Origin of the sequence: Burkholderia sp. IMCC1007, from assembly GCF_027257875.1 — a bacterium.
GTDB lineage: Bacteria > Pseudomonadota > Gammaproteobacteria > Burkholderiales > Burkholderiaceae > Burkholderia.
Genome location: NZ_JAPVQY010000006.1, coordinates 125,187 through 138,246, shown reverse-complemented (window position 1 = coordinate 138,246; position 13,060 = coordinate 125,187). Strand labels below are relative to the sequence as shown.

Here is a 13,060-nt window from a genome sequence, read left to right as displayed (position 1 = left end):
GGCTTGCGCCCGGCCAGGGCCGGCGCAAGCCCGTTACCAGCGTGAGCAGGCCCTAACGCTCGCGCCGGTAGAACGCCACCGTCTGCCGCAGCCCGTCGTCGAGCGTGGTTCGCGGCAGGCCGGGCAGCAGGCGCGCGAGAGCGGGATCGTCGGGGAAGGCCGTGGCGATCGGCAGCGGCGGCCCGCCGGCATCGAGATGTGCGCCCGGCACGATGGCCGCGATCCGCTCGATCAGCGTGTCCACCGCGGTGATCTCGCCCGCCAGCGTGAATGCGTGCGCGCCGTCGATGTCGGCGAGCAGCGCGGCCTCGTAGGCGGCCGCGACGTCGTCGGCGAACACGAGGCCCGTCGTGCCGGTAAACGGAATCGTGTAGCGCTCGCCGCGCGCGGCCGCCCGGCACGCGAGGCTCGGCCCCGCGCTCGAGCCGGTCTCGCGCCCGGCGCCGTAGACCACCAGCGGGCGGAAGCCCACGCTCGCGATCCCGTGGTCGTGCCAGTACGCGCGCGCCGATCCTTCGCACGCCAGCTTGAACGCACCGTAGTGGGTTTGCGGTAGCGGCACGGCGCCGTCGTCGGGGCCGAATACGCCGGCGCTGCTCGCGTACAGCACGCGTCGCAGCCCGGCCGAGCGGGCGGCCTCGAACACGTTCAGCGTGCCGATCAGGTTGACCCGCGCGCCGCGCACGGGGTCGGCCGCGCAGTCCGTCGTGAGGATGCCCGCGAGATGGATCGCCGCGTCGCAGCCGTCGAATGCGCGCGCCGTGGCGGCCGCGTCGGCGATGTCGCCGGTGCGCCACTGCACGGCCGCGGCCCGTTCGGGCGCGAGCGCCGCGACGAGGCGCGGGTTCGTGCGCAGGTCGAAACTCACGCATTCCATGCCGCGCGCCAGCAGCCTCCTGATGATCCATGCGCCGAGAAAACCGCTGCCGCCCGTTACCAGTACTCGCATTGCGTTGCCTCCATGTCGTCACAAAGTCTTTGCTAAACCCGATTGAGTGGAATAGTATTCCACTTCGAAAGAACATTCCACAGGCGTCGCGATCTTGTTGCATCCGGCGTCGGAGACACTGAACGGGCAAGACTCAACATGAAGCGTGAACCGATACTCGATTGCGATGTGCTGGTACTGGGCTCCGGCGCGGGCGGCCTCGCGGCGGCGGTCACGGCGGCGGCGCAGGGGCTGCGCGTGATCGTCGCCGAGAAGGAGGGCGTGTTTGGCGGCACGACCGCGTGGTCGGGCGGATGGATGTGGATACCGCGCAACCCGCTCGCGACGCGGGCCGGCATTCGCGAAGACATCGACGCGCCGCGCACGTACCTGAAGAACGAGCTGGGCGCGCAGTTCGATGCGGCGAAGGCCGATGCGCTGCTCGAACGCGGGCCGGAAATGATCGAATTCTTCGAGCGCAACACGGCGGTGCGCTTCGTCGACGGCAACCGCATTCCCGATTTCCACACCACGCCGGGCGCCGGCACGGGCGGGCGCTCGGTATGCGCGATGCCGTTCGACGGCCGCGAACTGGGTCCGCTGATCGACCGGTTGCGCGAGCCGCTGTCGGTCACGACGCTCAACGGAATGGCGCTCGCGTCCGGCCAGGATCTCGCGCATTTCTATCGCGCGACGCGCTCGCTGAAGTCGGCGCTGCACGTCGGCCGCCGGCTGGCGGCGTTCGCGTGGCACAAGCTGCGTTACGGGCGCTCGATGCATCTCGTCAACGGCAATGCGCTCGTCGCGCGGCTGCTGAAATCGGCTGCCGATCGCGGGGTCGACCTGCGCACGAACGCGAACGCGATCGGCCTGCTGCGTGATGGCGCGCGCGTGACCGGCGCACGCGTGGCGATCGACGGCATCGTGCACGCGGTGCATGCGGCGCGCGGCGTCGTGCTGGCTTGCGGCGGTTTCCCGCACGATCAGGCCCGGCGCGCGCAGACCTTCGCCTATACGCCGTCGGGCCGCGAACACTGGTCGGCGGCGCCGCGCTGCAATACCGGCGACGGGATCCGGCTCGGCGAATCGATCGGCGCGCATTTCGACTGCTCGCTCGATGCGCCGGCCGCGTGGGCGCCCGTGTCGCTGGTGCCGCAACCGGGCGGCAGCGCCGTCGCGTTTCCGCATCTGATCGAACGCGCGAAGCCGGGCGTGATCGCGGTGACGCGCGCGGGCAAGCGCTTCGTGAACGAGGCATCGTCGTATCACGACTTCATTTCCGCGCTGCTCGACACGACGCCGGCCGGCGAAGAAGTATGCGCGTGGCTCGTCTGCGACCATCGCTTTCAGCGGCGCTACGGGCTCGGCTTCTCGAAGCCGTTTCCGTTTCCGACCGGCCCGTACCGGCGCTCCGGCTATCTGCAGAGCGGCGCGACGCTCGATGCGCTCGCGCGCGCATGCGGAATCGACGCGGCCGCGCTGGCCGACACGGTATCGGCCTACAACCAGTATGCGAAGCAGGGCTGCGATCCGGCGTTTCACAAGGGCTCGACGCCGTACAACCGCGTGCAGGGCGACGCCGAGCGGCAGCCGAACCCGTGTCTCGCGCCGATCGAAGCGGGGCCGTTCTATGCGGTGAAGCTGTTGCCGGGCAGCCTCGGCACGTTCGCGGGCCTCGCCACCGATCGCGACGCGCGCGTGCTCGACACTACCGGCCGTGCGGTCGCCGGCCTCTACGCGGTCGGCAACGATGCGGCCAGCATGATGGGCGGCTGCTATCCCAGCGGCGGCATCACACTCGGCCCGGCGATGACGTTCGGTTATCTCGCCGGCCTTTCTCTCGCCGACGCCGCGCCCGAACCCGCGCGTGCCGGCATCGATTCATCCTCGAGGACAATGCAATGACACTGTATGACGTAGTGACGCTCACGGTGAAGATCGGCGCGAACGCGCAGGTCTTCGAAGGGATTCAGGCCAGCTGCGATCCGCAAGGCGGCAGGCTGCTCGGCGCGTGGTATTCGGACATCGGCACGCTCGGCCAGGTGCTGGTGCTGCGCGGCTACGAATCGGAGGCCGCGCTCGTCGCCGAGCGCAAGCGGATGCTGCTCGAGGGCAATCCGTTCGGCTGCGGCGAATCCATCATCGACGTGAAGACGGCCAGCTATGCGCTGTTCCCGTTCCTGCCGCCGATCGAGCCGGCCGTGCACGGCGGCATCTACGAGATGCGCGTGTACGGCACGAAGCTCGGCAGCCTGCAGCACACGATCGACGTGTGGGAACAGGCGGTGCCGGAGCGCACGCGGCGCTCGCCGCTGGTGGGCGCGATGTATGCGCTCGACGGCGACACGCCGCGGTTCCTGAACATCTGGCCGTATGCGAGCGTGGACGAGCGTTCGCGCATTCGCGCCGAGGCGGTCAAGGACGGCGTCTGGCCGCCGAAGGGCGGCCCGGCCCATCTCACGACCATGGAATCGACGATCTGCGTGCCCGCGCCGTTCTCGCCGTTGCGCTGAACGTGCCGCGCGTGGCGCCCCTGACGCTCAAGGAGATGCAATGACCCAGCCTCAAACCCGCGCGCTGTCGCTGTCGGCGCTGACCGTGCTCGAACTGAGTCCGCCGCAGATGGTGCAATGCGCCGTCGACGCGGGCTACGACTACGTCGGCCTGCGATTGCTGCCGGCCACCGACACCGAGGTGCGCCACGAGATCGTCGGCGATACGCGGCTCAAGCGCGAAACGCTCGCGGTCCTGCGCGATACCGGCATGCGCGTGCTCGACGTCGAGATCGTGCGGCTGAAGCCCGATACCGACGTGACGCACTATCTGCCGATGCTCGAAACGGCGGCGGAGCTCGGCGCGCGCTACGTCCTCGTGGCCGGCAACGATCCCGACGACGCGCGCACCGTCGACCGGCTCGGCCGGCTCTGCGATCTCGCCGCGCCGCTCGGCCTGTCGCCGTCGCTGGAGCCGATGCCGTGGACCGACGTGAAGGAGATCGGCGCCGGTGCGCGCATCGTCGACGCATGCGGCCGGCGCAACACCGGGCTGATCGTCGACCCGATCCACTTCGATCGTGCGGGCTCGTCGCTCGACGCGTTGCGGGCGTTGCCGCACGCGTACTTCGGCTACGTGCAGTTCTGCGATGCGCCGGCCGAACGCCCGACCGACGTCGACACGCTGCTGTTCCAGGCACGCTGCGCGCGGATGGTGCCGGGCGAGGGCGGCATCGACCTCGCGGGCATCCTGCGCGCGCTGCCCGCTCACCTGCCGGTGAGCGTCGAGGTGCCGAACGAAGCGTGGGCGAAGACGACGTCCGCCGTCGAGCGGGCGCGCCGCCTGCGCGACGCCACCGTTGCCGTGATCGACGCGGCGGCCGTGCCGGCCTGATCGCGCGGCGGCCGCTTTCGCAACACCACGGGCCCGATCGGCGCCAGGCAGCGCGCCGGCGCGCGGATCGGGCATCCGACACGACGACAAGAACGACATTCCGGAGACATCAGCATGACTTCCTCGCAGACGGCCCGCAAGCCCAAGCAAACCATTCAGGATCGCGAATCGAAAGAGGCGCGCTCGCTCGACGTTCAACAATTTCTCGATACGCGGCCGGTGGGCGCGTTCCAGTGGCTCGTGTTGCTTTTGTGCATGCTGATCGTGATGCTCGACGGGCTCGACACGGTGATGATCGGCTTCATCGCGCCGTCGATTTCCAGCGCGTGGGCGATTCCGCGTGACGCGCTGGGCCCGGTGATGAGCGGCGGCCTGCTCGGCCTCGCGTTCGGCGCGCTCACGGCCGGCCCGATGTCCGACCGCTTCGGCCGCAAGACGGTGATGGTCAGTGCGGTGATGTTCTTCGGCCTGTGGAGCATTGCGTCGGCGTTTGCGACCGGTGTGGTGTCGCTGACGGTGCTGCGCTTCCTGACCGGCATCGGGCTGGGCGCGTCGATGCCGAACGCGGCCACGCTGATGGCCGAATATGCGCCGCCGCGGCGGCGCGCGCTGATGGTGACGGCCGTGTTCTGCGGCTTCACCTTCGGTGCGGCAGGCGGCGGCTTCGTGAGCGCGTGGCTGATCGAAACGTGGGGCTGGCATTCGGTCCTGCTGCTCGGCGGCGTGCTGCCGATCGCATACGTGCCCATCCTCGTCAAATGGCTGCCGGAATCCGCGCGCTATCTCGCGCTGTCGGAGCCGCGCCGCGCACGGCTCATCGGCGTGCTGAATCGCGTGCAGCCCGGCGTTGCCGACGCGCGCACGCGTTTCGTGTCGGCCGAACCGGTGCGCGACGCGCGCAGCCCCGTCCGTGCGATTCTGTCGCGCGAACACGCGTTCGGCACGGTGATGCTGTGGATCTGCTATTTCGCGGGCTTGCTGACCGTGTATCTGCTCGGCAACTGGCTGCCGACGCTGATCCGCGGGCTCGGGTTTTCGCTCGCCGAGGCCGCGATCGTCGGCGCGCTGTTCCAGGCCGGCGGGACGGTCGGCTCGCTGCTGATCGGCTGGCAGATGGACCGCTTCAACCCGCACGCCGCGCTCGGCGCGACCGTGCTCGCCGGCGGCGCGCTCGCGTGGTACATGGGCGTGTCGGCCCATCCATTCACCGTGATCTGCGTGCTGGCGTTCGGCATCGGCTACTGCATGAACGGTTCGAACACGGGCTTCTGCGCGCTGGCCGCCGGCTCCTATCCGACCGAGATGCGGGCGACCGGCACCAGCTGGATGCTCGGCGTCGGCCGCTTCGGCGGCATCGCGGGCGCGATGCTGGGCGCGGCCATGCTTCATGCGAACTGGAGCTTCGGCCAGGTGTTCGCGGCGCTTGCGGTGCCGGCGGCCGTGGGCGGCGCGGCGGTGCTGCTCAAGGGCGCGCGCCATCGCGGCACGTTCGTGACCGTGAGCGGGGCGGTCGGTCATTGAACGGAGCGCGCGGCCACGGCCACGGGCGCGGTGGCCGCGGCGCGCCACGCCGGGCCGCGTAAATTCGCTTGAATTCCAGTGTGGAATTGTGTTCTTATCTGACATTCACGATACGGACGAGAAGGCGCCATGGCAGGAAATCTCGAGCGTGCGCTCGCAGTGCTGGAATTGCTCGCAAAGAACGGCGGCCGCATGCCGCTGGCCACCATTGCCGATACGCTGAACATTCCCCGCAGCGGCACGCATCGTCTGCTGTCGATGCTGATCGACGAAGGGTTCGTGCGTCAGGACGAGGAACACGGCGAATACATGCTGGCGCTGAAGCTGGTGTCGCTCGCGCTGATCTACCTGTCGACGAGCGGCGTGTTCGACATTTCGCAGCCGGTGCTCGACCGCCTGGCCGAATCGTCCGGCGAACTGGCGCGGCTCGGTGTGGTCGAGGACGATCACATCACGTTCGTCGGCAAGGCGCAGGGCGCGAAATCCGGCCTGCGTTACGACCCGGACATGGGCAGCCAGCCGCCGCTGCATTGCACCGCGAGCGGCCAGGCCTGGCTCGCGACGCTGCCCGACGAGCGCGCGATCGAGCTGGTGTCGAAGCAGGGCGGGCTCAGCGCGAAGACGCAGAACGCGCCGCGTGCGCCGAAGACGATCCAGCAGTTCCTGAAGGATCTGAACGGCGCGCGCGCGCGCGGCTACGGCGTGGCGATCGAGACGTACGAGATCGGCATGACGTCGATCGCCGCGGCGGTGCGCAACCCGGTTACGGGCGAAGTGGTCGGTATCGTGAGTCTGGCCGGCCCGACGAGTCGTCTGCCGGAGTCGCGTCTCAAGGAGCTCGCGCCGTTGCTGCTCGAAGCGGCGTCGGACATGAGCGCGGCCACGCTCGGCTCTCCTTGGTTCAAACGCGCGGGTGCGGGAAGCGTGCCGGCGAAGCCGGAACCGGAGCCGGCGACTGCGCCGAAAACGCCGGCGCGCAAGCGAGCGGCGAAGTCGTAACGAGGTGCACGGCGGTTACTTCATCGAATCACCGGCCTTCCACGGCGAAGCGGGTGATACGCGCGGTCCGCTCGCGCAATCGATCGCGGCCCGGCAATACCGCCCAGCGAACAGCGTGACGATGTTGACGCGAACCGTGCGCGTCGGCGGATCGCTCGTCGAGACGCCGACATCACCCGCTCGCTAGCCCGAACTCCAACACAACCGAAAGAACCGCTGAATTCCTTATGCCGATTCATCGTTAGGACGGCAACTCCCCGCGCGTTACGCTGACGGTTTTGCGCGCCTGCGGCCGCTTGAAGGCGCGCGCTGATCGTCACTTACCCGCGGAACAGGACCATGGAATATCGGCAACTCGGACGAAACGGCATCAAGCTCTCCACCCTCACGCTCGGCACGATGATGTTCGGCGGCCCGACGTCGGAAGCCGACGCGCGTCGCATCATCGACAAGGCATTCGAGCAGGGCGTGAACTCGATCGATACCGCGGACGTCTATGCGGGCGGCGAGTCGGAGCGGATCGTCGGGCGCGCGATCGCGTCCCGTCGCGACAGCTGGGTGCTCGCGACCAAGTTCGCGAACCCGCAGGGCGCGGGGCCGAACGACCGTGGCGCGTCGCGCAAGCATATCGTGCAGGCGGTCGACGCCAGCCTTGCCCGCCTGAACACCGACTATATCGACGTGCTGTATCTGCATCGCGAGGATCACGACACGCCGGTCGAGGAGACCGTGCGCGCGCTGGGCGACCTGATCCGCGCCGGCAAGCTGCGCTACTACGGGCTGTCGAACCATCGCGCATGGCGGATCGCGGAGTTCAGTCACATCGCACAGGCGCTCGGCATCGACGGCCCCGCCGCGAGCCAGCCGCTCTACAACATCGCGAACCGGCAAGCCGAAGCCGAGCAACTGACCGCCGCGCATCGCTACGGGCTGGGCGTGATTTCCTACAGCCCGCTCGCGCGCGGCGTGCTGACCGGCAAATACGAACCGGGCGCGGCGCCGTCGGACGATACGCGCGCCGGCCGCAACGACCGGCGTCTGCTCGAAACGGAATGGCGGCCGGAGACGATCCAGCTCGCGCGCCGCGTGCAGGAACATGCGCGCGCGCGCGGCGTGCCGGCCAGCCACTTCGCGCTCGCATGGGTACTGAACAGCCGCTACATCACGTCGACGATCGCCGGGCCGCGCACCGAAGCGCAATGGGACGACTATCTGCCGGCGCTCGATTATCGTCTCGACGCCGACGACGAAGCCTTCGTCGACGCGCTCGTGCCGACCGGCCATCCGTCGACGCCGGGCTTCAACGATCCGGGCCATCCGTTCTTCGGTCGCGTGCCGCGCACCGGTGGCGCGCAGCGCTGACGGCGCGGCTATCCTGGCGAACGCATGACGAACGCTGAAATCGGCGTCTCGCGCGCCGGGCGCCGTCCCTATACTTTTTCGCATTGCCCGCGCGGTTGTGCCGACCGTATCGGTCGCGCCGATCGGGCAGCGATCTCCCCGCATCGCGCTGCATGCCCGTCATCGCTTCCCGGTCTTCCCGGTGACGAGCGGCGCCATCGACCCGCGAACCGACTTCCGCAAAGGACACCCGAATGAATGCCCCTCACGTCTTCGACGCGCGCGATCGTCTGAGCGATGCGCTTGCCGCGTTGCCCGAGCTTGCCGCCGCGATCGGTGTCGATGCCGCGCAGCGCGAGGCGCGGCGCGAACTGCCGTTCGAAGGCTTCCAGCTGTTTCGTCGCTCCGCGCTCGGCGTGCTGCGCATCCCGGTCGAACACGGCGGCCTCGGCGGCACGCTCGTCGACCTGTTCGACGTGATCGCCACGCTCGCCGCCGCGGATTCGAACCTCGCGCATGCGCTGCGCATCCATTACGACCAGACCGAAACGCTGCGCCTGTCGCCGCGCTCGCCGTTCCACGACGTGCAGCTCGAGCGCGCGCGGGCCGGCGCGATCTTCGGCGGCGCATCGACCGAGCGTGGCACGTCGCGTCCGGGCGAGAATACGACGGTGCTGCGCAAGGACGGCGAGCACTACCGCGTGAGCGGCCGCAAGTACTACTCGACCGGCACGGCGTTCGCGGATTACGCGCGCATCAACGTGGTGGACGAGACGGGCGCGTCCGTTGCCGCAATCATCCCGGTCGGCCGCGAGGGGCTGGAAATTGCCGACGACTGGGACGGAATGGGCCAGCGGATGACGGCGAGCGGCAGCCTGCTGCTCGACGACGTACAGGTATTCGCCTACGAAATTGCCCACCGCGACGGCACGACGCTCGTCGGCCGTCATACCGGTGCGCTGCGTCAGCTCCACCTTGTCGCGGTGGGCGCGGGGATCGTCCGCAACGTCGTCGCCGATGCGCGGCACTACGTGCTGCAGCATGCGCGTCCGGCGCTGCACAGCCCGGCGCCGTCCGCGCGCGAGGATCTGCTGATTCAGCAGGTGGTCGGCGATCTGTCCGCGCACAGCCACGCGATCGACGCGCTGGTGCGCGAGAACGCGCGTGTGCTCGACCGCTCGGCGGACGCGATTCTCGCCGGCGCGCCGGACGCCGAGGCGCTCGTCCTCGACGGGGCACTGGCTACCGCGCGGACCCAGCTCGTCGTCAGCAAGCTCGCGCTGCACGCGGCGGAGCGGCTGTTCGAGGTCGGCGGCGCATCGGCAACCGGGCGCGTGCACAACCTCGATCGCCACTGGCGCAACCTGCGCACGATCTTCAGCCACAACCCGCTGCTGCACAAGGCGCGGGTCGTCGGCGATTACGAACTGAACGGCGTGACGACCCACCTGACGGAAGGGCGGGTGTTCTGATGGCGACGCGGCGATGCCAAACGGCATCGGCGCGGGGCAGTGCGTATACCAGCGTTGCGTGAAGCCGAGCAATGACGCTGAAGGCGTCGACGTGGCAGCCGTGCCGGCCGAAGCCGCGCGGACGCCCGGCGCGACCACGGGCTCCATGTCATCCGCGGTGACGGATCGTCAGTGCCGCAGTCCGGCTTCGCGCAGCAGCGGCAGCACGCGTTCGCCGAAGAAGTCGAGATCGGGCTTGAAGTCGTAGAAGCTCAGCTGCACGCCGTCGATGCCGGCACGATGCAGCCGCACGATGTAGTCCGCGACCTCCTCGGGCGACCCGGTGATCGAGATGTTGCCGCCGATCGCGCGGGCGGCGGCCTGCGCGCGCTCTTCGAAGCCGCCGCGCCACGCGTGCGCGTCGCTGTCGAAACGGTGGAAGCTGCCTTCGTCCGCATGCGCGACGATCGCGTCGCGATACGCGCGGGCTTCGGCCGGCGTTTCGCGGCAGATCGCGAGCGGATTGATCAGCGTGCGAATCGTCCGCCCGTGGGCCGCGGCCGCGGCCTTCACGCGCGCAACGTGTGCGGGCAGCGCGGCCAGCGCGCGCTCGATGTCCGGCCCGGCCGGGCTCGTGATGAACACGACGTCCGAATAGCGCGCGGCGAACGCGATGCCGGCGTCGGAGCCGGTCGCGTTGATCAGCAGCGGCCGGCCGTAGCGCGGCTTCGGCGTGACGAACGCGCTGTTCAGCCGCCAGCTCGACAATGCCGGCTCGAAGCTGAAGTTCTCCGGCTGGGCCCACAGCTGCTGGACCGCGTCGATGAATTCGGCGGCGAGATCGTAGCGCCGGTCGTGCTCGATGCGGTGCCATCCGAACATTTCATGCTCGATCGCACGGTGGCCGGTCACGACGTTGATCCCCCAGCGTCCGCGCGAAATATGGTCGAGGGTCGCGGTGAACTTCGCGAAGTGCAGCGGATGCCACGGCCCGTACAGCACGTGGCTCGTCGCGGCGAGAATGATGCGTTCGGTGCGCGCGGTCAGCGCGGCGAGCGTCATGAACGAGTCGAGCGCCTGCCCGTCGAACACGCCGCCGTATCCGCCCTTCGGGAGCCACTGCGACAGCGCGAACACGAGATCGAAGCCGAGCGCCTCGGCCTTTTCGACGAGCGCGGCGTTGTAGTCGAACGACCAGTCGGTGCTGCGCGGCAGCGTCGACGCGCTCCAGCCGCCGGCCTGGATCGGCAGGAACAGCCCGAGCATCAGCGGCTGCGCGAACGCGCGCGCCACGGGGCTGTCCGGATAGTCGGCCGGCGAGCGGACGTCGACGAAGGAAGACGGTGCGGCCGGCGCAACGCTGCGCTCGGCCAGTGGGGTGTCGCTCACGATGGATGTCCTGTGCGGTGCGTCGCGCGGCATGCGCGATCGTTCGAACGGCGAAAACGGTGCTGCCGCGGCGATGCCGCGGGCAATGCGAGGTGCTGCGCTCGCGCGCCTGAAAAGTTAAGCATGCGAAGCATCGAATCGCCAACGAACGAATTCTGATTTTCAATTGAGCGGGCCAGGCGCGCGGCTCATGCGGCGAGCCAGACGTCCGCGAGCGAGCCGTTCAGCCCGGTCGCCGTCGTCGTGTGGTCGCGCACGCGGCGATTCGCGATCGTCACCTGCTTGAGCGCGACGAGGTTGAGGTCCGGCAGCTCGTCTTCGACGATGAGCTGGAAGCGCCTGAACAGGTCGGTCCGCTTTGCGGCATCCGGTTCGACGGCGGCCGCCTCCAGCAGCCGGTCCACTTCCGGGTTCGCATAGTGCGAGCCGTTCGAGAACGGCACGCCGCGCTTGAAATTCTTCGACCAGTACAAGCGCTGCACGCCCGCGGTCGGGTCGAAGAAGTTGCCCATCGAGTTGTTCGTGAAATCGAACGCGCGATCGGTGTAGACGCGGCGGATATACGTCGGAAAATCCTGCGCGCGGATCGTCACGTCGATCCCGACGCGCGCCAGCGCGGACTTCAGATAATCGGCGACACGCCTGAACCCGTCGCCGTACGGCAGGAAATCGTGCGTGAGCCCGAAGCGCTTGCCGTTGTCGCCGCGCGGGTAGCCGGCCGCGTCGAGCAGCGCTTCCGCGCGCCGCGGGTCGTACGGATACGGCGACGGGCGCGGCTCGTGGAACGGCGAGCCGGGCGCGATCGGCGTCGGCGAGTCGACCGCGTAGCCGTACCAGATCGTGTTGCGGATCACCTTGCGATCGAGCGCATGTGCGATCGCCTGGCGCACCGGCGGCTTGCCGAGGATCGGATGATCCAGATTGAACTCGATCCGCGTCTGCGTGATCGAGTATTCGTAGCCGCGCGTTTCCAGCTCGAGCTTCGGGTTCGCGCGCAAGCGCGCGAGTTCCGACAGCGGCACCGGGCTCTCGCCGCCGAGATCGACCGCACCCGACTCGAACGCAACCGCGCGTGCGGCGGAATCGGGGATGAACTTGACGATCAGCGTGTCGATATACGGCTTGCCCGCATCCCAGTAGTCCGGATTGCGTTCGTACACGACGTGCGAGCCGCGCACCCACTCCTTGAAACGGAACGGCCCGGTGCCGATCGGCGCCTGGTTGTTCGGGTGCGACGCGACGTTCTGCGCGGTCGCGTCCTTGTACAGATGCTTCGGCACGATCGGCGATTCCGCGGCGTCGAACGCGCGCAACAGATACGGCGACGGCTTCGACAGCACGACCACGACGGTCCAGTCGTCCGGCGTGCGCAACTCGGCCACGTTCGCGAACGTACCGCGGCCGCGCGGATGTGCGTCCTTCAGCAGACCGATCGAGAACGCGACGTCGGCCGACGTGAACGGCCGGCCGTCGTGCCACTTGACGCCGCGGCGCAGCGTGAAGCGGTATTGCAGCCCATCCGGGCTGACCTGCCATGCGGTCGCGAGCTGCGGCTTCGGCTGCAGGTCGAGGCCGTACGCGAGCAGCCCTTCGTTCGTCTTGGCGCTCGTCTTCAGCGTCGAGCCGGCCGTGTTCGCGATCGACAGCAGCGTCGGCGGCTCCGGTTCGACGAGCAGCGTGAGCACGCCGCCGCGACGGGGCGGCGTGCCGGCCGCCAGTGCGTGGGGGACGGTGAACGAAAACGGAGCGGCGGCGATTAGCGTGCCGGTCAGCGCGACGAAGCGGCGGCGATCATGACGTGCCATGGGCGATAGCGGTAGCAACGAGTGAAAGATGCCCACATGGTGCGTCGTTCGCGTCGGCCGCCGAACCAAGCATTTTTGCTATGGATAGCACGCACGGGCCGGGTGCCGCGCGGGCGCCGGAAGCGGTGCGTTGGCGTCGGCGTGCACGCGTCGCAGCGCCGGGGCGTCATAACGATAGCTGCAACGATTGGTTCGTCTGCCGGGATCCGGTTGCTAGGATTTTTCGTCCGCCTGCCGCG

General features: G+C 68.9%; 10 protein-coding genes. 7 read left to right on the top strand and 3 right to left on the bottom strand.

Annotated elements, in window-relative coordinates:
- Positions 1-52: 52 nt before the first annotated feature.
- Positions 53-949: an NAD-dependent epimerase/dehydratase family protein gene (locus tag O1Q03_RS08485; protein ID WP_269502762.1), complete on the bottom strand. Its 897-nt coding sequence runs from the start codon at positions 947-949 to the stop codon at positions 53-55.
- Between the two features lie 138 nt (positions 950-1,087).
- On the opposite strand from O1Q03_RS08485, the gene O1Q03_RS08480 reads away from it, so the two are divergent.
- From O1Q03_RS08480 to O1Q03_RS08450, 7 genes are all read left to right on the top strand, one after another.
- Positions 1,088-2,833, top strand: a complete 1,746-nt coding sequence (locus O1Q03_RS08480; protein ID WP_269502761.1) for an FAD-dependent oxidoreductase — start codon at positions 1,088-1,090, stop codon at positions 2,831-2,833.
- Positions 2,830-3,441 (top strand): NIPSNAP family protein, encoded by a 612-nt coding sequence (locus tag O1Q03_RS08475; protein WP_269502760.1) that lies wholly within the window; start codon positions 2,830-2,832, stop codon positions 3,439-3,441. The genes O1Q03_RS08480 and O1Q03_RS08475 overlap by 4 nt, the downstream gene beginning before the upstream one ends.
- A 40-nt stretch (positions 3,442-3,481) precedes the next feature.
- Positions 3,482-4,315: a sugar phosphate isomerase/epimerase family protein gene (locus O1Q03_RS08470; RefSeq protein ID WP_269502759.1), complete on the top strand. Its 834-nt coding sequence runs from the start codon at positions 3,482-3,484 to the stop codon at positions 4,313-4,315.
- Positions 4,316-4,429: 114 nt separating this feature from the next.
- Positions 4,430-5,836: an MFS transporter gene (locus tag O1Q03_RS08465; protein ID WP_269502758.1), complete on the top strand. Its 1,407-nt coding sequence runs from the start codon at positions 4,430-4,432 to the stop codon at positions 5,834-5,836.
- Positions 5,837-5,965: 129 nt separating this feature from the next.
- The gene (locus O1Q03_RS08460; RefSeq protein WP_269502757.1) at positions 5,966-6,835 is read left to right on the top strand and encodes an IclR family transcriptional regulator; all 870 of its coding nucleotides are present in this window, start codon (positions 5,966-5,968) and stop codon (positions 6,833-6,835) included.
- 339 nt (positions 6,836-7,174) lie between these two features.
- On the top strand, positions 7,175-8,197 hold the full coding sequence (locus O1Q03_RS08455; protein ID WP_269502755.1) for an aldo/keto reductase: 1,023 nt from the start codon (positions 7,175-7,177) through the stop codon (positions 8,195-8,197).
- A gap of 233 nt (positions 8,198-8,430) precedes the next feature.
- Entirely contained in the window at positions 8,431-9,648 is a 1,218-nt protein-coding gene (locus O1Q03_RS08450; RefSeq protein ID WP_269502753.1) for an acyl-CoA dehydrogenase family protein, read from the top strand.
- Between the two features lie 168 nt (positions 9,649-9,816).
- Here O1Q03_RS08450 and O1Q03_RS08445 read toward each other — a convergent pair whose 3' ends face one another.
- Both O1Q03_RS08445 and O1Q03_RS08440 read right to left on the bottom strand, forming a co-directional pair.
- On the bottom strand, positions 9,817-11,019 hold the full coding sequence (locus O1Q03_RS08445; protein WP_442865771.1) for an LLM class flavin-dependent oxidoreductase: 1,203 nt from the start codon (positions 11,017-11,019) through the stop codon (positions 9,817-9,819).
- Positions 11,020-11,204: 185 nt separating this feature from the next.
- The gene (locus O1Q03_RS08440) at positions 11,205-12,821 is read right to left on the bottom strand and encodes an ABC transporter substrate-binding protein (protein ID WP_269502752.1); all 1,617 of its coding nucleotides are present in this window, start codon (positions 12,819-12,821) and stop codon (positions 11,205-11,207) included.
- Positions 12,822-13,060: the final 239 nt, after the last annotated feature.